At 65.6% G+C, this 19,109-nt stretch carries 20 protein-coding genes; 13 read left to right on the top strand and 7 right to left on the bottom strand.

Annotation, left to right across the window (positions count from 1 at the left end; all coding sequences use genetic code 11):
• Nucleotides 1-22: 22 nt before the first annotated feature.
• A complete protein-coding gene (locus tag HU770_RS24820; protein ID WP_186666109.1) occupies nt 23-850 on the top strand; it encodes a DUF6515 family protein in 828 nt (275 codons plus the stop codon).
• An 11-nt stretch (nt 851-861) separates the two neighbouring features.
• On the opposite strand, the gene HU770_RS24815 is transcribed toward HU770_RS24820, so the two are convergent.
• Together HU770_RS24815 and HU770_RS24810 are read right to left on the bottom strand one after the other, a co-directional pair.
• Nucleotides 862-1,731, bottom strand: coding sequence for a cation diffusion facilitator family transporter (locus tag HU770_RS24815; protein ID WP_186652650.1), 870 nt, complete (start codon nt 1,729-1,731; stop codon nt 862-864).
• A gap of 25 nt (nt 1,732-1,756) precedes the next feature.
• Nucleotides 1,757-2,176 carry a polyribonucleotide nucleotidyltransferase gene (locus HU770_RS24810; RefSeq protein ID WP_186652648.1) on the bottom strand — a complete coding sequence of 140 codons (420 nt, stop codon included), beginning with the start codon at nt 2,174-2,176 and terminating at the stop codon, nt 1,757-1,759.
• A gap of 117 nt (nt 2,177-2,293) precedes the next feature.
• Here HU770_RS24810 and hrpB point away from each other — a divergent pair, with 117 nt between their 5' ends.
• Entirely contained in the window at nt 2,294-4,819 is a 2,526-nt protein-coding gene (hrpB, locus tag HU770_RS24805; protein ID WP_186666107.1) for an ATP-dependent helicase HrpB, read from the top strand.
• 6 nt (nt 4,820-4,825) lie between these two features.
• Here hrpB and HU770_RS24800 read toward each other — a convergent pair whose 3' ends face one another.
• Together HU770_RS24800 and HU770_RS24795 are read right to left on the bottom strand one after the other, a co-directional pair.
• Nucleotides 4,826-5,410: a hypothetical protein gene (locus tag HU770_RS24800; protein ID WP_095063851.1), complete on the bottom strand. Its 585-nt coding sequence runs from the start codon at nt 5,408-5,410 to the stop codon at nt 4,826-4,828.
• Nucleotides 5,411-5,517: 107 nt separating this feature from the next.
• Nucleotides 5,518-6,174 (bottom strand): YciC family protein, encoded by a 657-nt coding sequence (locus HU770_RS24795; RefSeq protein ID WP_047582415.1) that lies wholly within the window; start codon nt 6,172-6,174, stop codon nt 5,518-5,520.
• A 167-nt stretch (nt 6,175-6,341) separates the two neighbouring features.
• Here HU770_RS24795 and HU770_RS24790 point away from each other — a divergent pair, with 167 nt between their 5' ends.
• The 4 genes from HU770_RS24790 (at nt 6,342) to HU770_RS24775 (ending at nt 10,165) form a co-directional block, all read left to right on the top strand.
• Entirely contained in the window at nt 6,342-7,103 is a 762-nt protein-coding gene (locus tag HU770_RS24790) for a DUF2076 domain-containing protein (RefSeq protein ID WP_186652642.1), read from the top strand.
• A 57-nt stretch (nt 7,104-7,160) separates the two neighbouring features.
• Nucleotides 7,161-7,655 (top strand): NYN domain-containing protein, encoded by a 495-nt coding sequence (locus tag HU770_RS24785; RefSeq protein WP_156311438.1) that lies wholly within the window; start codon nt 7,161-7,163, stop codon nt 7,653-7,655.
• 202 nt (nt 7,656-7,857) lie between these two features.
• Nucleotides 7,858-8,778, top strand: a complete 921-nt coding sequence (yedA, locus tag HU770_RS24780) for a drug/metabolite exporter YedA (RefSeq protein WP_186666105.1) — start codon at nt 7,858-7,860, stop codon at nt 8,776-8,778.
• Nucleotides 8,779-8,833: 55 nt separating this feature from the next.
• The gene (locus HU770_RS24775) at nt 8,834-10,165 is read left to right on the top strand and encodes a DEAD/DEAH box helicase (protein WP_033701681.1); all 1,332 of its coding nucleotides are present in this window, start codon (nt 8,834-8,836) and stop codon (nt 10,163-10,165) included.
• Nucleotides 10,166-10,238: 73 nt separating this feature from the next.
• On the opposite strand, the gene HU770_RS24770 is transcribed toward HU770_RS24775, so the two are convergent.
• Together HU770_RS24770 and HU770_RS24765 are read right to left on the bottom strand one after the other, a co-directional pair.
• Nucleotides 10,239-11,486, bottom strand: coding sequence for a TIGR03862 family flavoprotein (locus HU770_RS24770; RefSeq protein WP_186666130.1), 1,248 nt, complete (start codon nt 11,484-11,486; stop codon nt 10,239-10,241).
• A gap of 149 nt (nt 11,487-11,635) precedes the next feature.
• Entirely contained in the window at nt 11,636-12,550 is a 915-nt protein-coding gene (locus HU770_RS24765) for a histone deacetylase (RefSeq protein ID WP_033701679.1), read from the bottom strand.
• Nucleotides 12,551-12,730: 180 nt separating this feature from the next.
• On the opposite strand from HU770_RS24765, the gene HU770_RS24760 reads away from it, so the two are divergent.
• The 7 genes from HU770_RS24760 to HU770_RS24730 all read left to right on the top strand — a co-directional run bounded on the left by HU770_RS24760 (nt 12,731) and on the right by HU770_RS24730 (nt 18,985).
• Complete coding sequence (locus HU770_RS24760; protein WP_033701678.1) at nt 12,731-13,300, top strand: GNAT family N-acetyltransferase; 570 nt, start codon at nt 12,731-12,733, stop codon at nt 13,298-13,300.
• 95 nt (nt 13,301-13,395) lie between these two features.
• A complete protein-coding gene (gene tesB / locus HU770_RS24755) occupies nt 13,396-14,265 on the top strand; it encodes an acyl-CoA thioesterase II (RefSeq protein ID WP_033701677.1) in 870 nt (289 codons plus the stop codon).
• Nucleotides 14,262-14,852, top strand: a complete 591-nt coding sequence (locus HU770_RS24750; RefSeq protein ID WP_033701675.1) for an HAD family hydrolase — start codon at nt 14,262-14,264, stop codon at nt 14,850-14,852. Before tesB ends, HU770_RS24750 begins: the two co-directional genes overlap by 4 nt.
• Before the next feature lie 71 nt (nt 14,853-14,923).
• Entirely contained in the window at nt 14,924-15,934 is a 1,011-nt protein-coding gene (locus tag HU770_RS24745) for an NAD(P)-dependent alcohol dehydrogenase (protein ID WP_033701674.1), read from the top strand.
• 182 nt (nt 15,935-16,116) lie between these two features.
• On the top strand, nt 16,117-17,169 hold the full coding sequence (locus HU770_RS24740) for an ABC transporter substrate-binding protein (RefSeq protein ID WP_238347553.1): 1,053 nt from the start codon (nt 16,117-16,119) through the stop codon (nt 17,167-17,169).
• Complete coding sequence (locus HU770_RS24735) at nt 17,166-18,227, top strand: iron ABC transporter permease (protein WP_346014128.1); 1,062 nt, start codon at nt 17,166-17,168, stop codon at nt 18,225-18,227. Before HU770_RS24740 ends, HU770_RS24735 begins: the two co-directional genes overlap by 4 nt.
• Entirely contained in the window at nt 18,224-18,985 is a 762-nt protein-coding gene (locus tag HU770_RS24730) for an ATP-binding cassette domain-containing protein (protein ID WP_186666101.1), read from the top strand. The genes HU770_RS24735 and HU770_RS24730 overlap by 4 nt, the downstream gene beginning before the upstream one ends.
• Nucleotides 18,986-19,029: 44 nt before the next feature.
• On the opposite strand, the gene HU770_RS24725 is transcribed toward HU770_RS24730, so the two are convergent.
• Nucleotides 19,030-19,109: IS3 family transposase (locus HU770_RS24725; protein WP_186666127.1), on the bottom strand; the 80-nt coding region annotated here is incomplete at its 5' end.

The following is a 19,109-nucleotide window of genomic DNA, read 5'->3' as shown; positions in this document are numbered from 1 at the left end:
ATTTTTTACCGAGAGGAACACCATGAAGTCGCGCATCTGGCAGTTGGCAGGTGTTGGTTTGGTTGCGTTGAGCATCAGTCTGGGCGCCTTGGCCCAAGGCCCGGATGAGGCGCACGGTGGGCATGGCGGCGACCCCACTGGCGCCCCTGCGGGCCGCTCCCCGCTCAACTCGCGCGACGAAGTGCGCCAGACGCAGCCGCCGCGCGAGGGCTATTACCAGGACATCCCTCGGCGCAATGGCGATAACCGTCACTGGCAGGCCGGTGGGCCTGGGCAGCGGCCGGGCGGTGACTGGCAGGGGCGCCCGGACGGGCATGGCAATGGCTGGGGGCCGGGGCCGCAGTATCGGCCAGGGCAAAGCATCGACCGCTTCCCTGACCGCTACTGGAAGGTGCCCTACCGCGGGCAGGACTACTTCTACTCGGGCGGCTACTGGTACCGGCCGCATGGCGGCAGTTACATCGTCGTGGCGCCGCCCTATGGGGTAAGGGTGGAATACTTGCCGTCGTATGCCCGCGAGGTATGGTTGGGCGGGGCGTTGTTCTTCCTGGTTGCCGATACCTATTACCAGTACCTGGCGGACAGCCGCGAGTACGTGGTGGTCAACCCGCCGGGGGTGGCGCCGGCGCCTGTGCCGGCTGGCAACGGTTACGACGTGGTGGCCTATCCGATGAATGGCCAGGGGCAGGAGCAGCAGGAGCAGGACCGCTACCAATGCCATCGTTGGGCGGTGAGCCAGTCTGGGTTTGATCCGGCCACGGCGGTTTATGCGCCACCGGGCAATGTCACAGACACCTACCGGCGTGCGCTGGGGGCCTGTTTCAGTGGGCGTGGTTACAGCATCAACTGAGGCTGACGCGCCTACACCGGGTCCGCGTGCACCATCACATCCGCCTGTGGATAACGCTGGCGGATCACCTTCGATGCCGCCACGCACAAGCCGTGCGCCTCATGCAGCGCCAGCTCCCCAGGCAACTCCAGGTGCAACTGCACGAACCACTGGTTGCCCGATACCCGCGTGCGCAGGTCATGCACCCCTTTCACCCCGGGGATGGCCAGCACCAGGGCGGCCATCTGCTCGCCAACCTCGCCGGGCAGCGCCTTGTCCATCAGGATGGCGGTGCTTTCCCGCGCGATCTGCAGGGCGCTCCAGAGAATGTAGAAAGCAATGGCCAGGCCGAACAGGGCGTCCAGTTGCGACCAGCCAAACTGCGTCAGCAACAGGGCAAGCAAGATGCTGCCATTGAGCAGCAGGTCGGAGCGGTAGTGCAGTGAGTCGGCGCGCACCGCCGTAGAGCCGGTCAGGCGAATGACCTTGTGCTGCAACGCCAGCAGGGCAATGGTCAGCACCAGCGAAAGCAGCATCACCGCGATGCCGACCGTGGTGTCGCCCAACGGTTGTGGCGTTTGCAGGCGTTCGACCGCCTGCACCCCGATCAACACCGCGCTGACCCCGATAAACAGCGCCTGCGCCATGCCGGCCAGGGCCTCGGCCTTGCCGTGGCCGAACCGGTGGTCGTCATCGGCTGGGCGCAAGGCGTAATGCACGGCGAGCAGGTTGAGAAACGAGGCCACGGCGTCCAGTGCCGAATCGGTCAGCCCGGCCAGCAAGCTGACCGAGCCGCTCAGCCACCAGGCCAGTGCCTTGCTCAGCACCAGGATGCTGGCCACCGCCAGTGAGGCGCGGGTGGCCAGGCGCAGCAGGCGCTGGTGTTCAGCCGGGGTGATCATGCTGTGGGCGATGTCCTTGTGTGGTTCAGGCAGCCGGTACCCGCTGGTAGGCCGCCAGTTGCTCGACGCTGCCACGCTGCTGGATCAGGCGCGGGTCGTTCAGCGGCAGGCGCTGGCCCAGCTCGCTTTCGAGGATGGCCTGCAGCTTGAGGTTGTCGACCTTGCCATCGGGGCTTACCGCATCGCGCAGTTTTTCCGGGGCGACCTGGGCGGTGCGGCCGCCGGGGTAGTAGATGGCGCCGGTGGCGAAGTCGATGCCGAAGGCGATCAGCCCGGGGATCACGTAGAACAGGATGCCGATGGCGTCCATGGCGGCGACCACGGGGTCGATCTTGCCGTCGATCTGCCCGCGACGGTCTGGGTAGAACAGCGTGCCGCAGGCCGTCAGCTGGGTCAGCAAGGTGACGATGAGGGCGCCGCCGATGACACGGGATGGGATACGCATGTAAATCTCCGAAAAGGTATTCAGCAGGGGCAAGCGAAGCGCCAGCACCTGAAGCTAAGACCATGATAGAGCAGGCTGGGTTCGCCGTTATACTCGCCCGACTGTTCGAGGACCACCATGATTTCATTACCGATCGATACCGTGTTGCCCGCCTTGCGCCAGGCATTGGAAAACCGCGACGAAGCCGTGCTCGAAGCGCCGCCCGGCGCCGGCAAGACCACCCGCGTGCCGCTGGCGTTGCTGGACGCGCCATGGCTGGCCGGGCAGACCATCGTGATGCTCGAACCGCGCCGCCTGGCGGCTCGCGCGGCCGCCGAAAGGCTGGCCAGCGAGCTGGGGGAAAAGGTCGGGGAAACCGTCGGCTACCGCATCCGTCTGGACAGCAAGGTCGGGCCCCAGACCCGTATCGAAGTGGTCACCGAGGGTATCCTCACCCGCCGGCTGCAGGCCGACCCAGGGCTGGAGGGCGTGGGGTTGCTGATTTTCGATGAGTTTCACGAACGCAGCCTGGACGCCGACCTGGCGCTGGCGCTGAGCCTCAATGGCCGCGAGTTGCTGCGTGACGAGCCGCTGAAGATCTTGCTGATGTCGGCGACCCTGGAAGGCGAGCGCCTGTCGCGGCTACTCGACGACGCGCCGGTGGTCAGCAGTGAAGGGCGCATGCACCCGGTGGATATCCGCTGGGGGCGGCCCTACCAGCCTGGTGAATTCGTCGAGCCACGGGTCGTCGAGTGTGTCCTGCAGGCCCTGGCGGAGCAGCCAGGCAGCGTACTGGTGTTTCTGCCTGGCCAGGCGGAGATTCGCCGGGTGCATCAGCACCTTCAGGAAGCATTGGCTGACCGCCCGGGTATCCTGCTGTGCCCGCTGCATGGCGAACTCGACCTGAACGCGCAGCGCGCGGCCATCGACCCCGCGCCCAGCGGTATGCGCAAGGTGGTGTTGGCCACCAACATCGCGGAAACCAGCCTGACCATCGACGGCGTGCGCGTGGTGGTGGACGCAGGCCTGGCGCGAGTACCGCGCTTCGACCCCGGCAGCGGCATGACGCGGCTCGATACCCAGCGCATCTCCCGCGCCAGTGCCACCCAACGCGCCGGCCGTGCCGGGCGCCTGGTACCGGGGGTGTGCTTCCGGCTGTGGTCCGAGGCCCAGCATGACCAGCTGGCCGCCCATGGCAGCGCAGAAATACTCCAGGCCGACCTTGCGGGGCTGGCCTTGCAACTGGCCCGCTGGGGCGTCACCCCCGATCAGTTGCGCTGGCTGGACCAGCCGCCAGCGGCGGCGTTCTCCCAGGCCCAGGACCTGCTGGCACGGCTCAACGCGTTCAAGGCCGGCAGCCGCGACAACTTGAGCGAGCACGGCCAGGCGATGGCCGAATTGCCGGCCCATCCGCGCATCGCTCACTTGCTGCTGCGCGGCCAGGACCTGGGGCTGGCCACCATGGCCTGTGATGTTGCGGCCTTGCTGGGCGAGCGTGATATCCAGCGTGGCGGCGGCGCCGACCTGCACTGCCGGCTGGCGCTGGTCAGTGGTGAAAGCAAAGCATCCCGAGGCGGTCAGGGCGGTGTGCAGCGTGCGCGGCAGCTGGCCCGCCAGTACCGTGGGCTGCTGCGCGGCAAGGTGGGTGCGGGCGTCGCCGACCCCGACCATCCACGCTGGTTGGGCGCGTTGCTGGCGCTGGCCTACCCCGACCGGGTCGCCCAGCAGCGACGCGAAGGCGGCGCCGAGTACCGCCTGGCCAATGGCCGCGCGGCATTGTTCGCCGAGGTCGATGCCTTGATGAAGTGCCCGTGGCTGGTGATTGCCGACCTGGGCAGCCGTCAGGGCCAGCGTGAGGAACGCATCTACCTGGCCGCCGAGTTCGACCCGGCGCTGCTCGACGGTGTGCTGGCCGAGCAGGTCGAGCGTGTCGACCTGCTCGACTGGGACGAACGCGAACAGGTGCTGCGTGCTGAACGCCAGACCAAGGTCGGCGAGCTGGTGCTCAGCCGCGAACCGTTGCCTGGCCTGGACGATGAAGCCCGCGCCAAGGCGCTGCTCGGCCTGGTACGGCGCAAAGGCCTGAACCTGCTGACCTGGACGCCAGAGTTGCGCCAGTGGCAGGCGCGGGTGGCCTTGCTGCGCCAGCTGGACCTGGAGAAGAACGGGCAGAGCGAGTGGCCTGATCTGGGCGACGAAGCGCTGCTGGCCAGCCTGGAAGATTGGCTGCAACCCTACCTGGGCAAGGTCTCGCGCTTGAGCCATTTTGCCGCGCTGGACCTGTCGTCGATCCTGCGCAACCTGCTGCCATGGCCGTTGCCGCAGCGTCTGGATGAGTGGGCGCCGGCGCATCTGGCCGTGCCGTCTGGCTCGAACATCCGCCTGGACTACAGTGAATACCCGCCCATTCTCGCCGTGCGTTTGCAGGAGCTGTTCGGCCTGGCAGACACCCCACGCATTGCCCAGGGACGTCAGCAGGTCAAGCTGCACCTGCTGTCACCGGCACGCCGGCCGGTGCAGGTGACCCAGGACCTGGCCAACTTCTGGCGCACGACCTATGCCGAGGTGAAGAAGGACCTCAAGGGCCGCTACCCCAAGCACTACTGGCCGGATGACCCACTGGTGGCCGAAGCCACGGCGCGGGCCAAGCCTCGGGGTACCTGATGGGTTTCAGGCGGAATTACTCGGTGCCTGCACAGGGCGTCCGTTGCAAACCCGCGTGAGGAGGAAGATGGTTTCTTTGCCCTCCAAGACTCGCAAGTAAGAAAAGAAAGGATCGGCCACGGTCTGGTCGTGGTCGAGCCGCACCGTATGCCCTTGATGATCACGCCAACGGCATATCAAGCTGTCGTCGCTCCAGTACAGGGGTTCGAACTTGAAGGGGGCGGACACGCTGGCGTACTGGTATAGCCCAAGGTAGCCGTTGCGGCTGACCCCCATCTTCTTCTCGTGGTCCGCTCCGCTGCCGGTGATCATGAAATGCAGGCGATCGGGTTCTTTCGAGTGAAACAGAAAACGAAACACGCTGGCAGGCTTCTGATGGCCTGCAATCAGCCAATCACTTTGGCCGCTGATCACCTGCTGATCAGCGTCTTTGAACAGGCTGAGGTAGACGGATTTGGGCTTCTCGCGCGGAAGGCTTTCGAGAGTGGTTGCCGGATCGAGGGCCTGCAGAGTGCCGAGGAATATCTCGGCACTTTCTGCCCAATGGCTATCGCTTGCTGCCCAACGGCAATCGGCTGTGGAAGTGATCATGGCGGCTCCGTGTCTTAAGGTCGCGAGCCGCCACGTTCACTGATACGGGACCATGCTGGCAGCGTGCAGGTCTTCCACGGCGCACGCCTTGTGCAAGGTCACTGGCGTCAGGCGCCGCTATCCGCTTCCAGTAACGTGAACAGGCGGTACAGCACCACAGTACTGAACAGCTGCAAGAAGCCGCTCAGGCTGTCCATGGCCAGTTCCATGCCGGGGGCTGGCTCCGGGAAGGCCATCAGCAACAGCCCGTCGATCAGCCAGATCGGTGCCAGCACGCCCAGCACGCAGATCATGATGCGCATGAAGTGGCCGGTGGTCATCCGCGCGCTTTCGCGCATCGCCTGCACCACCGGCAGGCCACGCAGCACCAGCAGGTATTCGGCGAACACCAGGTTGATCATGATCCACACGCCCGGGAAGATGAACAGCGCCAGGCCCGCCATGATCAGCAGCGAGCTGATCAGAATCAGCAGGGCCAGTTGCGGCCACAGTTGCAGGGCGCGGGCGAACAGGTCGCGCTTGGCGATGTCCTGGCCGTTGCTGCGGGTGTCGAGGTAAAGGATCAGCGCCGCGCTGTACAACGGGTAGAACAGCAGGCTGACCAGCATGCCGTAAGCCGGCGACGCCTGGTCGCCCAGCTGCCGGTACAGCAGCTGGGTGAGCAAGGCTTCAAGCACCACCAGCGGCAGGCACAGCTGGAGAATGTTTGGCAGGTGGCGGCGGAAGAAGTACAGGGAGTCGCGCAGAACGCTCAGCGGATTCATCGGTCAACATCGCATGGCAGTAAAAGCAGGGGCCTAACTTTAGCCCAAAGCGGGCGCGCAGCTGTCACTTGCTGAAAAAAGTTTCACCGCCGTGGTGATTGAATCCCATGCCTGCACCCCCCATCTTTGACGCTGTCCGTTGTCCCGCTTCCCCACGAGGTTGCCTCATGAACACTGAAGAACAAACCCTGATCGATAGCCTGTTCGGCCGTATCAAGCAAGCTGAAGACCCAAGCCAGCCCCGCGATGCCCAGGCCCAGGCGTGCATCGAGGAACACCTGCGTCAGCAGCCGGCGGCGCCGTATTACATGGCCCAGGCGATCCTGGTTCAGGAAGCTGCGCTCAAGCGCCTGGACGAGCAGAACAAGCAACTGGAAGCGGAGCTCAAGCAGGCCCGCGCTCAAGCCGAAGCCAGCCGTGCGGGTAGCAACGCCCCGAGCAACAGCGGCGGTGGTTTCCTGTCGAGCATCTTTGGTTCGGGCGGGCGCAGTGCGCCACCGGCGGTGCAACCGCAGCGGCCTTCGGCGCCTGTTCCTGCCGGCGGTGGCTGGCGTGAACCGTCTGCGCCGGGCTTTAACCCGCAGCCTGCGCAGCAACAGCAGCAAGGCTTCGGCGCCGCCCCGGCGCGGGGTGGCGCCAGCAGCTTCCTGGGCGGCGCGATGCAGACTGCTGCCGGTGTGGCAGGCGGGGTGTTGCTGGCGCAAGGTATCAGCAGCCTGTTCAACCACAACTCGCAGCCTGAGGAAGTGGCCGAGGTGATCAAGGAAGAACCGACCCCTGCCAGCGACAGCGGTGGCTGGAATGACCAGGGCGGGCAGCAGCAAGTGGCCGACAACGGCGGCTGGAGCAATGACCAGGGCGGTTACGCCGATACCGATTATGGCAGTGATGATGGGGGCTTCTTCTCCGACGACGATTCCTACGTCTGACGGGTCTGGCATACTGCTGGCATTTTGGGGCTGCAGGGCAGCCCCGAATTCCATCAGATGAAGGGGTTCCAGGTGAAAAAGATCGCGTTGTTCGCCGACGTGCAGAACCTCTACTACACCGTGCGCCAGGCGCACGGTTGTCATTTCAACTACGCCGCGCTGTGGGCCGAGGTCAGCCGTGAAGGGCAGATCGTCGAGGCCGTGGCCTATGCCATCGACCGCGGTGACAGCAAGCAGCAGCAGTTTCAGCAAATTTTGCGCAACCTGGGTTTCGAGGTACGCCTGAAACCGTTCATCCAGCGCAGCGATGGCTCGGCCAAAGGTGACTGGGATGTGGGCATCACCCTGGATGTGATCGATGCGGCCAGCCGCGTGGACCAGGTGGTGCTGGCCTCGGGTGATGGTGACTTCGACCTGTTGCTGGAGCGGGTCATCCAGCGTCACGGTGCTGAAGCGGTGGTGTATGGCGTGCCCGGGCTTACTGCGATGTCACTGATCCGCGCTGCGAGCCGGTATGTGCCTATTGAGGGGCGGTTGTTGTTGCGTCATTGAGGGGGTCGCCATTACATCTTCAGCGCCCATAAGATCGAGCGCCGCGCGGGCGGCGCTCGATCTCACAGGCGCTGAAAACCTACCGTCAAACTCGCTCCCCCCACCAAGTGTGCCGCTCATTTATTCTGGTTTTGTAACTTATTATCGCTCGGTGGCCTTTCTAAACTAAGCCACCCGTAAACGGATTTTGAGTAACCTTGCCATGCCTGCCTCCCGTCGCTTCCCGCTGCTGCTTATCGGCGCCTTTATGGCCCTGTATCTGGTCTGGGGGTCCACCTATCTGTTCATCCGCATTGGCGTCGAGTCCTGGCCACCGATGCTCATGGCGGGGGTGCGCTTTCTGATCGCCGGGGGCTTGCTGTACGGCTTCCTGCGCTGGCGGGGTGTGCCGGCGCCGACCTGGCCGCAATGGCGGGCGTCGGGGGCAATCGGCTTTCTGCTGCTCAGCTGCGGCAATGGCGGTGTGACCGTGGCCGAGCACGCCGGTGTCGCCTCAGGCGTGGCGGCGCTGGCGGTGGCGACGGTGCCGCTGTTCACCCTGGTGTTCGGCTTGCTGTTCGGTCACCGTAATTCGCGGCTCGAGTGGGCGGGCATCGGCCTTGGGCTGGTCGGTATCGGCCTGCTCAACCTCGGCTCCAACTTGCAGGCAAGCCCGATTGGCGCAGCACTGATTCTGTTTGCGGCGGCGTCGTGGGCATTCGGTTCGGTGTGGAGCAAGAGCTTGCCGTTGCCCCAGGGGCCGATGGCCAGTGCCGCCGAAATGCTGGTGGGCGGGGCAGTGTTGCTGCTGGGCAGCGTGGTGTCGGGCGAGCGCATGACCCAGATGCCGACCGCCGCCGGTTGGGGCGCGCTGGCCTACCTGGTGTTCTTCGGCTCGATCCTCGCGTTCAGTGCCTACATGTACCTGCTCAAGCATGTACGCCCGGCAGCCGCGACCAGCTATGCCTACGTCAACCCGGCGGTGGCGGTGCTGTTGGGTATCGTCTTCGCCGGTGAGCAGATCGGCGCCGAGGAATGCGTGGCCATGGCAGTCATCATTGGCGCAGTGGTGCTGATTGGCCTGCCGCAGTGGCGCAAGGCACCACAACCTGCGCAACCGCTGAAGGGCGAAATCTGCAAGTAAGCGGGGGTGTTGCGGTAAACTTGCCGCCTTCGCTGAACCCCCTGACGGTATTGCCATGAATTTCGCCAAACTCGGCCTGATCGAACCCTTGCTGCGTACCCTGCAGCAGCTGGACTACACCACCCCGACCCCGGTCCAGGCCCAGGCCATCCCTGCCGTGCTGGCCGGCCGCGACCTGATGGCCGCAGCCCAGACCGGCACCGGCAAGACCGCAGGCTTCGCCCTGCCGGTGCTGCAGCGCCTGGCGCTGGAAGGTGAGAAGGTTGCCAGCAACTCGATCCGCGCGCTGGTGCTGGTACCCACCCGCGAGCTGGCCGAGCAGGTACACAACAACGTGCGCGAATATGCCGAGAACCTGCCGCTGAGCACCTATGCGGTGTATGGCGGCGTCAGTATCAACCCGCAGATGATGCGCCTGCGCCGTGGCGTCGACCTGCTGGTGGCAACCCCAGGTCGCTTGCTCGACCTGTTCCGCCAGAACGCCGTGAAGTTCAACCAGGTGCAGACCCTGGTGCTCGACGAAGCCGACCGCATGCTCGACCTGGGCTTTGCCGAAGAGCTGCAGTCGGTGTACGCCGCGCTGCCGCGCAAGCGCCAGACGTTGCTGTTTTCCGCGACCTTCTCGGACCAGATCCGGGTGCTCGCCGGCCTGGCCCTGAACGACCCGCTGAGCATCGAAGTCAGCCCGCGCAACGCCGCCGCCTCCACCGTCAAGCAGTGGCTGGTGCCTGTGGACAAGAAGCGCAAGGCCGACCTGTTCTGCCACTTGCTGCGCAAGCAGCGCTGGAGCCAGGTGCTGGTGTTCGCCAAGACCCGCAACGGTGTCGACCAGTTGGTAGAGCGCTTGCTCAGCGAAGGTATCAACGCCGATGGCATCCATGGCGACCGCCCGCAAGCGACGCGCCAGCGTGCCCTGGATACCTTCAAGGCGCGTGAGATCCAGGTATTGGTGGCAACCGATGTGGCCGCACGCGGGCTGGACATCGACGACCTGCCGCTGGTGGTCAACCTCGACCTGCCGATTGTCGCCGAGGATTACGTGCACCGTATCGGCCGCACGGGGCGTGCTGGCAACAAAGGTGAGGCCATTTCGCTGGTGTGTGCCGACGAAGTGCAGATGCTGGCGTCGATCGAAACGCTGATTCGCCAGACTTTGCCGCGGCACGAAGAGCCGGACTTCATCCCTGAACACCGGGTGCCGATGACCGATGCCAGTGGGCAGGTGATCAAGAAGCCGAAGAAGGCCAAGAAGCCGAAAGAGAACAGCGCCAAGCGTGGCCTGGGGCGCTGGATGGACAGTGCCGAGGCGGCTAGCCCGGCGCCAGCTGTTAAAGCGGTGCGTAAGGTGCCTAGCTTCAATGGCGGACCGCGTAAGCGTAAGCCTTGAGCTAGCGGCGGCTCTGTGGGCGCGGGCTTGCCCCGCGAACACCGGCGAAGCCGGTGCCAGGCACTGCGTGCCTCTATTCGTGGAACAAGCCCGCCACCCAATCCGCCGCTGCCCGCCCGGCCCGCAACCCACTGGCAAAGCACGCCGTCAGCAGATAACCCCCCGTCGGCGCCTCCCAGTCCAGCATTTCGCCGGCACAGAACACCCCCGGCAGCGCCTTGACCATCAACCCCGCATCCAGCCCCTCGAAGCGCACCCCACCGGCACTGCTGATCGCTTCATCCAGCGGCCTGGCGCGCACCAAGGTAATCGGCAACGCCTTGATCGCCCGAGCCAGCGCTTGCGGATCGGCGAAGGTCGCCTGATCCGTCAACTCCCGCAACAAGCCTGCCTTGACCCCGTCGATACCCAGCTGGCTGTGCAGGTGCTTGGCCATCGAGCGTGAACCACGCGGCCTGGCCAACGCTTCAGCAATTTTATCCACAGGCCGGTCTGGCAACAGATCCAGCAGCAGCACCCCGCGGCCCTCACGGTTGATGGCCTCGCGCACCGGCGCCGACCAGGCGTACACCAGGCTGCCTTCGACCCCTTGCGCAGTGAGAATGAACTCGCCCTTGCGCGGCAGGCTGCCCGGCACGCTGAGGGCAATGTTCTTCAGCGGTGCGCCGGCAAACTTGTCCTTGAGCAAGGTGCTCCAGCCTTCGACTTCAAACCCACAGTTGCTCGGCTGCAAGGGCGAGATATCCACAGCCCGCTCAGCCAGCAGTGGTTGCCACGCACCGTCTGAACCCAGGCGCGCCCAACTGCCCCCACCCAGCGCAAGCACCACGGCTGCCGCTGTCACCCGTCGTTCACCCTGTGGATAAGCGATCCGCAGGCTGCCATCGTCATGCCAGCCCAGCCAGCGATGGCGGGTGTGGATAACTACGCCGCTGTCGCGCAGGCGCTTGAGCCAGGCGCGCAGCAGCGGGGCGGCTTTCATGTCGCGAGGGAATACCCTGCCCGAGGTGCCGACGAAGGTTTCGATACCCAGGCCGTGAATCCACTGGCGCAGGGCTTGGGCATCGAAGCTGCGCAGCAGGGCGTCGATCTCGCCCTGGCGTTCGGCGTAGCGCGCGACGAAAGCGGGGTAGGGCTCGGAATGGGTGATGTTCATGCCGCCGACACCGGCCAGCAGGAACTTGCGGCCTACCGAGGGCATGGCATCGAACACCTCGACCGCCAAGCCCGCTTGGGCCAGCGCTTCGGCGGCCATCAGGCCGGCGGGGCCGCCACCGATGACGGCGACAAGGGGAGGGGATGAAGGGCGTAGATCGGGCATGGGCGGCGGCAGGCTGTGGAAAAGAGTGCGCATTCTAGCGCAGCCGGCCCTGCGGAAGCACTGGTCAAAAAATGATCAGATCTTTGCAGGGCACGCAGGCAAAGGGCTGCAGCAGCTTTCGCGCAGCTTATCCACAGGCGGTTCCACAGTCATTGTGAACAACTGATGACCTTCGCCGCGCTGTGATGGAGGATGCCATGGCGCCGCGCCAAGGCTGCGCGGTCCTTGCTGTAGCCACCGCCGATCACCCCCACCACCGGGATATCGCGGCCCAGGCAATGGCGCATGACCCTTTCGTCGCGGGCCGCCAGGCCTTCGTCGGTCAGTTGCAGGTAGCCCAGGGCGTCGTCCTTGTGTACATCCACGCCGGCGTCGTACAGCACCAGGTCGGGTTGGTACAGCGGCAGCAGGTAGTTGAGGGCATCGTCCACGACCTTGAGGTAGGCGGCGTCGCCCATGCCGCGGGGCAGGGGGATGTCCCAGTCGCTCTGCGCCTTGCGGGCCGGGAAGTTCTGTTCACAGTGCAGGGACACGGTGATCGCGTCGGGTGTGTCCTGGAGGATGCGCGCGGTGCCGTCGCCCTGATGCACGTCGCAGTCGAAGATCAGCACCCGGTGCACCCGCCCGGCCTCCAGCAGGTAGCGGCTGATCACGGCCAGGTCGTTGAAGATGCAGAAGCCGGCGGGGTGATCGTAATGGGCGTGGTGGGTGCCGCCGGCCAGGTGGCAGGCGATGCCGTGCTCTAGGGCTAATTCGGCGCACAGCAGCGAGCCGCCCACGGCGCGCACGGTGCGCCGGGCCAGCGCCTCGCTCCAGGGCAGGCCGAGGCGGCGCTGGTCCTCGCGGGACAGGTCGCCGTTCATGTAGCGCTCGATGTAACCGCGGTCGTGGGCCAGGGCGAGGATGTCGTTGGGGCAGATCTGCGGGCGCAACAGGTCCTGGTCGCGGGTCAGGCCGCTGTCGACCAGGTGGTCGCGCAGCAGGCGAAACTTGTCCATCGGGAAGCGGTGGTCGGCGGGGAACGCCGGGCTGTAGTCATCGTGGTAGATCAGCGGCAACGGCATGGTGAGTTCGCAATCGGGGCCAGTGCTGATCTTGCCAGTTCTTGGGCGGTCGGTGCTATTGCCTGTGGGAGCGGGCTTGCCCCGCGAAGCGCCGCGCGGGCGGCGCTCGATCTCACTGGGTTAAACCTTCGCCCGCGCCTACGCTGTAAACTGCAAGATAGCAAAACCGGAGCACACCCCATGACCCCCATCCCCCAACTGGAAAGCGCACGGCTGGTGCTGCGCCAATGGCATGACGACGACCTGCGCGAGTTCGCCGCGCTGTGCGCCGACCCTCAGGTGATGCGCTACTTCCCGGCACCGCTGACGCGCCTTGAGGCGGCTGCGCTGATCGGGCGTATCCGTGGCCACTTCAATGAGTACGGGTTCGGCCTGTGGGCGCTGGAGCGCAAGGACAGCGGCGCGTTCATCGGCATGACCGGGCTGTTGCACGTCAGCTTCGATGCCGACTTTGCGCCTGCAGTGGAAATCGGCTGGCGCCTGGCGCGGCGCCACTGGGGCCTGGGCTTTGCCAGCGAGGCCGCCTGGACGTGCCTGCGTTGTGCCTTTGCCCAATTGCGCCTGGATGAGGTGGTGTCGTTCACTAGCGAGAGCAACTTGCCCTCGCAAAAGGTCATGCAGGCCGTTGGCATGCTGCAAGACCCGAGCGGCAGTTTCGAACACCCGCGCCTGCCGGCCGGCCACCCGTTGCGCCCGCATGTGCTGTACCGCATCGACCGTGCACACTGGGAGCAGACCCTGCGTGGCTGAATGGATGGCCATGCGCGGTGCGAATGACAAACCCTGTATCATTTGCCTTCATGAAAGTGCTGTAGAGCCGTGATGCCTTGCTAGGAGAACCCCGGATGAGTCATGTGTTGGACGACCTGGTCGACCTGTTGAGCCTCGAGTCCATCGAGGAGAACCTGTTCCGTGGACGCAGCCAGGACCTGGGCTTCCGCCAGCTGTACGGCGGGCAGGTGCTGGGCCAGTCATTGTCGGCGGCCAGCCAGACGGTCGAGGACGCGCGCCACGTGCATTCGTTGCACGGCTACTTCCTGCGCCCTGGCGATGCCAGCCTGCCGGTGGTCTATTCGGTAGACCGGGTACGTGACGGTGGCAGCTTCAGCACCCGGCGGGTGACCGCGATTCAGAAGGGCCACACCATCTTCACCTGCAGCGCGTCGTTCCAGTACGACGAAGAGGGCTTTGAGCACCAGGCGCAGATGCCGGATGTGGTCGGCCCGGAAAACCTGCCCAGCGAAGTCGAACTGGCCAGTGCCATGGCCGAGCACCTGCCCGAACGCATCCGCGACAAGGTGTTGTGCGCCAAGCCGATCGAAATCCGCCCGGTCACAGAACGCGACCCGTTCAACCCCAAGCCGGGTGACCCGGTGAAGTACGCCTGGTTCCGTGCCGACGGCAACCTGCCGGACGTGCCAGCGCTGCACAAGTACCTGCTGGCCTATGCCTCTGACTTCGGCCTGCTGACCACCGCGCTGCTGCCCCATGGCAAATCGGTGTGGCAGCGCGACATGCAGATCGCCAGCCTCGATCATTCGCTGTGGTTCCATGGCAACCTGCGTGCAGACGAGTGGTTGCTGTACGCCACCGACAGCCCTTGGGCCGGCAATGCCCGCGGCTTCTGCCGGGGCAGTATCTTCAACCAGGCCGGGCAGCTGGTGGCATCGTCGTGCCAGGAAGGCCTCATTCGTCATCGCAAGGACTGGGCATGAACCTGAGCGAAGTGCGTAACTGGGTGTTCGACATGGACGGCACCCTGACCGTGGCGGTGCACGATTTTGCGGCAATCCGCGAAGCGCTGGAGATACCGGCCGAGCACGACATCCTGACCCACCTGGCGGCGTTGCCGGCGGCGCAAGCGGCGGCCAAGCACGCCTGGCTGCTGGAGCATGAACGCGACCTGGCGCTGGCCTCGACGGCAGCGACGGGCGCGGTGGAACTGGTGCGCGAGCTGGCCGAGCGCGGCTGCCGGCTGGCGATCCTGACCCGCAATGCCCGCGAGCTTGCGCATGTCACGCTAGAGGCCATCGGCCTGGCTGACTGCTTCGCGGTGGAGCATATTCTTGGCCGTGACGAGGCCGCGCCCAAGCCTAGCCCGGACGGCCTTTTGAAAATTGCCGGGGCGTGGGGCGTGGCGCCCCGCGAGCTGGTGATGGTCGGTGACTACCGCTTCGACCTGGATTGCGGGCGCGCGGCCGGGGCGCGGACCATACTGGTCAACCTGCCGGACAACCCGTGGCCGCAATTGACCGATTGGCATGCGGCGGATTGCCGGGCGTTGCGGGTGATGCTCGGCTGATCGTTGGTGTTGGCAAGCTGCCTGCACTGGCTATGCTGAACCGAAATTTTTCCCTTGATGGAGACCCAGCCATGAGCAGCAAGGCCATCTACGTCCAACCTGGCGGCGGCTACGCCAACGTCCAGGTCGGCACCTGCGAGGCGCTTGCGCCACAGGCCGGCGAAATCACCGTGCGTTTGCACGCCAGTTCCCTCAACTACCACGACTTCGCCGTGGTCAGCGGCATGTGGGGGCCGAGCGAGCGGCGCATTCCCATGGCCGACGGTGCCGGTGAAGTGACGGCGGTGGGGGCCGGCGTCAGCGAATTCCAGGTGGGTGACAACGTTGTCAGCACCTTCTTCCCCGACTGGCTCGACGGCCAGGCCAATGTCGAAGGGTTTGCCCGGGTGCCCGGTGATGGCCTGGATGGCTACGCCCGTGCGCAGGTCACCGCGCGTGCCACGTCCTTTACCCTGGCGCCCAAGGGTTACAGCCACGCCGAAGCGGCCACGCTGACCACCGCAGGCCTTACCGCCTGGCGTGCCTTGATGAGCGACGACCACCTCAAACCCGGCGATACCGTGCTGGTGCAGGGTACCGGCGGGGTGTCGATATTCGCCTTGCAGTTCGCCAAGCTGGCGGGTGCGACGGTGATCGCCACGTCGTCCAGCGATGCCAAGCTCGAGCGCCTCAAGGCCCTGGGCGCCGACCACCTGATCAACTACAAGAGCACCCCGGCCTGGGGCGAGAAGGTGCGTGAGCTTACCGGCAATCGCGGTGTCGACCATGTGATCGAAGTCGGCGGCCCGGCGACCCTGGAGCAATCGATGATTGCCGCGCGTATCGGCGGGCATGTGTCGTTGATCGGTATCCTTACCGGGGTGGCAGGGCAGTTGCCGCTGGTGCAGGCGCTGGTGCGGCAGATCCGCTTGCAGGGCGTGCTGGTCGGCAGCCGGGCTCAGCAGCAGGCAATGGTGCGGGCGATCGATGCCAATGGCTTGCGGCCGGTGGTGGACAAACACTTCGAGCTGGAGCAGATCGTCGATGCCTTCCGCTACCAGGAGAGCAACAAGCATTTCGGCAAGATCTGCCTGACCTGGTAGTTGCTGCGCCGACAAGGCGTTTGTAACGAGCGACCTACAACCCGATACATTCCCGCACATGGGTAGCACCAGGCGGCTGGCTAGAATGCCCCGCTTCTGATGCGACTGATTCTCTTGAAGAGGATGCCCCCATGTGCGTACTTCCCCGCCTCTGGCAGCGCTTGCTGCCTTTTCTGTTGTCGATGGCCTTCGTCCAGACCGCCAGTGCCGTGCAAGCCACCGATGTGCTGGGGCGCAAAGTCGAGCTCGACCATGCGCCGCAGCGCATCGTGCTCGGCGAGGGCCGGTTGTTCTTCGCCCTGGCACTGCTCGACCGCGACAACCCCTTCCAACGCGTGGTGGGTTGGCAGAACGACATGCGCCTGCTCGACCCCCACACCTATGCGGTGTATGCGCAAAAGTACCCGCAGATCACCCAGTTGCCGCTGATCGGCCAGGCCACCGAGCAAAGCGTCAGCGCTGAACAGATTCTCGCGCTCAAGCCCGACCTGGCGATCTTCAGCATTGCCGGCGAGGGTCCGACCCAGCACAGCCCGGTGGCAGACCTGCTGGCCAAAGCCGGCGTACCGGTGCTGTTCATCGACTTTCGTGTACACCCCATCCGCAATACCCGGGTCAGCATGCAAGCGCTGGGCACGCTGCTCGGTCGCGAGGCCCGGGCCCAGCAATACCTCAGCCTGTATGACCGCCACCTGAAACGGGTGGCCGAGGGCGTGGCCGGCCTGCCGGACAACGCGCGGCCCAAGGTCTTCCTCGAACTGTTGGCCGGGGTCTGGCAGGCGCCTGGGCACACCACCGGCAAGAGCGGCCTGGGCAGCGTGGTCGAGGCCGTGGGCGGGCATAATATTGGTGCCGATGTGGTGCCGGGCGCGCTCGGCGATGTGAGCGTCGAATACGTGCTGCAGGCCGACCCTGATGTGTATATCGCCACCGGCAACCGCGCACCCGGCGTGCTAATGGGGGCTGGGGTGTCGCTCGATACCGCGCGCCAGAGCCTGGCCAAGATCACCGCACGGCCGGAATTCGCGCCACTGCGGCCAATCCAGGCGGGCCAGGCGCATGGCCTGTGGCATGACTTCTACAATTCGCCGTTCAACATCCTCGCCATCGAAGCCATGGCCCGCTGGGTACACCCCGAGCGCTTCGAGGGCCTCGACCCGCAGGCGACCCTGGCCGAGATCAACCAGCTGCTCAAGGTCGGCCTGGACGGCCAGTACTGGGTCGACGCCAAGTGACTGCACTGGCTCAGGATGGCGCCGCACTGGCCGCCTGGCACTATCGCCGGCTGCTGTGGCGGCGCGGGTTGCTGGTAGCGGGGCTGGCGCTGGTGCTGCTGGTGTCGGTGCTGGGCGACCTGGCCAGTGGCGCCTCGGGCATGAGCCTGGGGCGTTTGCTACAGGGCATTTTCGAGCCGACCACGCTCAGTGCCACCGAGCGGGTGATCATCTGGAACGTGCGCCTGCCGTACGCGTTGATGGCGGTACTGGTGGGGGCGGCGCTGTCGCTGGCCGGTGCCGAGATGCAGGCGATCCTCGACAACCCGCTGGCCAGCCCCTTCACCCTGGGGGTGTCGTCGTCTGCTGCGCTGGGCGCTTCGCTGGCGATTGCCTACCCGCTCGGGGTTGCCTGGCTGGCGCCGAGCGCCCAGGTGACAGTGATGGCGTTTGCCTTCGCCTGCCTGTCGGTGGTGCTGCTGCAGATGATGTCGCGCTTGCGCGGTGCCGGTGTGCAGAGCCTGGTGCTGTTTGGCATCGCCTTGGTGTTCAGTTGCAACGCGCTGGTGTCGCTGCTGCAATTGCTGGCCACCGAAGACGTGTTGCAGCAACTGGTGTTCTGGACCTTGGGCAGCCTGGCGCGGGCCGACTGGCTCAAGCTTGGCCTGTTGGCTCTGGTGCTGGCGGTGCTGCTGCCGTTTTCGCTGCGCGCCGCGCCAGCGATGACCTTGCTGCGTATGGGCGAGGACCGCGCGCGCAGCTTTGGTGTGGACACCCGGCGCCTGCGCCTGGCCTCGTTGCTGCGCATCAGCCTGCTGTCGGCCACTGCGGTGGCGTTTGTCGGCACCATTGGCTTCGTCGGCCTGGTCGGGCCGCACATCGCGCGTTTGCTGGTGGGTGAGGACCAGCGGTTTCTGTTGCCGGCCAGTGCGCTGGTGGGCGCACTGATGCTGTCGTTGTCGTCGCTCGCCAGCAAGCTGCTGCTCCCTGGCGTGATCGTGCCGGTGGGCATCGTCACGGCCCTGGTGGGTGTGCCGGTGTTCGTGGTGCTGGTGTTTCGACGGGGGAGAAGCCTGTGAGCCTGTCGATCGATCATCTTTGCGTTGCCTACGGCGCACGGCAGATTCTGCATGGGGTGACGCTGCCTGCGTTGCCGGCGGGTAGCCTGGTGGCGCTGGTCGGCCCCAACGGCGCGGGCAAGTCCACACTGCTGCGGGCCTTGGCCGGGCTGGAGCGAATGCAGGGCACACTGCGCCTGGATGGCCAGGATGTGACGCGGCTGGGCTTTGCCGAGCGCGCCCGGCGCCTGGCCTACATGCCGCAACAGCTGCCGCCGGGGCTTGCCTTGGGCGTGCTGGAAAGCATCGTTGCGGCGTTGCGTGTCGGCGGCAGTGACGACCTGCTCGGCCATGCCTTTGAGGCGCTGCGGCAGTTGGGCATCGAGGGCCTGGCCGAGCGCTCGCTCGACAGCCTGTCGGGTGGCCAGCGGCAGTTGGTGGCGCTGGCGCAGTTGCTGGCGCGCAATCCGCAGGTACTGCTGCTGGATGAGCCGACCAGTGCGCTGGACCTGCACTACCAGTTGCGGGTGATGGGCGCGGTGCGTGAGCGGGTAGTGGCGCATCGGCTGCTGGCGGTGGCGGTGCTGCATGACATCAACCTGGCGGCCAGCCAGGCCGATTGCCTGGTGGTGTTGCGCGAGGGCCGGGTGGTCGCCTGTGGGGCGCCTGCGGATGTGCTGAAACCGGCGATGCTGGCCGAGGTGTATGGGGTCGAGGCGAGGGTCGAGCAGTGCTCGCAGGGGCGCTTGCAGGTGTTGGTGGATCGGGCGCTGGCCTGATGCCCGGCCTGCGGTTTGGACTGCCCCCAAAAAGTTGGACAGTTCTATGCTGCCGCCTGGGTCCTGTACTCGACAGGGCTCAGGCCATTGAGCCTCAGCTTGATGCGGTCATGGTTGTAGTAGT

This window comes from Pseudomonas sp. SWRI68 (assembly GCF_014269165.1).
GTDB classification, from domain to species: domain Bacteria; phylum Pseudomonadota; class Gammaproteobacteria; order Pseudomonadales; family Pseudomonadaceae; genus Aquipseudomonas; species Aquipseudomonas capeferrum.
The sequence above is the reverse complement of the archived record's forward strand: the minus strand, read 5'-3'. Positions and strand labels throughout refer to the sequence as shown.

What these genes read in the sequence shown, in the direction of transcription:
- HU770_RS24810 (WP_186652648.1), bottom strand. Translation starts at nt 2,176, where the DNA reads ATGCGTATCCCATCCCGTGTCATCGGCGGCGCCCTCATCGTCACCTTG.
- HU770_RS24745 (WP_033701674.1), top strand. Translation starts at nt 14,924, where the DNA reads ATGAGCAGCAAGGCCATCTACGTCCAACCTGGCGGCGGCTACGCCAAC.
- HU770_RS24760 (WP_033701678.1), top strand. Translation starts at nt 12,731, where the DNA reads ATGACCCCCATCCCCCAACTGGAAAGCGCACGGCTGGTGCTGCGCCAA.
- HU770_RS24800 (WP_095063851.1), bottom strand. Translation starts at nt 5,410, where the DNA reads ATGATCACTTCCACAGCCGATTGCCGTTGGGCAGCAAGCGATAGCCAT.
- hrpB (WP_186666107.1), top strand. Translation starts at nt 2,294, where the DNA reads ATGATTTCATTACCGATCGATACCGTGTTGCCCGCCTTGCGCCAGGCA.
- HU770_RS24785 (WP_156311438.1), top strand. Translation starts at nt 7,161, where the DNA reads ATGAAGGGGTTCCAGGTGAAAAAGATCGCGTTGTTCGCCGACGTGCAG.
- yedA (WP_186666105.1), top strand. Translation starts at nt 7,858, where the DNA reads ATGCCTGCCTCCCGTCGCTTCCCGCTGCTGCTTATCGGCGCCTTTATG.
- HU770_RS24765 (WP_033701679.1), bottom strand. Translation starts at nt 12,550, where the DNA reads ATGCCGTTGCCGCTGATCTACCACGATGACTACAGCCCGGCGTTCCCC.
- HU770_RS24740 (WP_238347553.1), top strand. Translation starts at nt 16,117, where the DNA reads ATGGCCTTCGTCCAGACCGCCAGTGCCGTGCAAGCCACCGATGTGCTG.
- HU770_RS24815 (WP_186652650.1), bottom strand. Translation starts at nt 1,731, where the DNA reads ATGATCACCCCGGCTGAACACCAGCGCCTGCTGCGCCTGGCCACCCGC.
- HU770_RS24820 (WP_186666109.1), top strand. Translation starts at nt 23, where the DNA reads ATGAAGTCGCGCATCTGGCAGTTGGCAGGTGTTGGTTTGGTTGCGTTG.
- HU770_RS24795 (WP_047582415.1), bottom strand. Translation starts at nt 6,174, where the DNA reads ATGAATCCGCTGAGCGTTCTGCGCGACTCCCTGTACTTCTTCCGCCGC.
- tesB (WP_033701677.1), top strand. Translation starts at nt 13,396, where the DNA reads ATGAGTCATGTGTTGGACGACCTGGTCGACCTGTTGAGCCTCGAGTCC.
- HU770_RS24770 (WP_186666130.1), bottom strand. Translation starts at nt 11,486, where the DNA reads ATGCCCGATCTACGCCCTTCATCCCCTCCCCTTGTCGCCGTCATCGGT.
- HU770_RS24775 (WP_033701681.1), top strand. Translation starts at nt 8,834, where the DNA reads ATGAATTTCGCCAAACTCGGCCTGATCGAACCCTTGCTGCGTACCCTG.
- HU770_RS24790 (WP_186652642.1), top strand. Translation starts at nt 6,342, where the DNA reads ATGAACACTGAAGAACAAACCCTGATCGATAGCCTGTTCGGCCGTATC.
- HU770_RS24750 (WP_033701675.1), top strand. Translation starts at nt 14,262, where the DNA reads ATGAACCTGAGCGAAGTGCGTAACTGGGTGTTCGACATGGACGGCACC.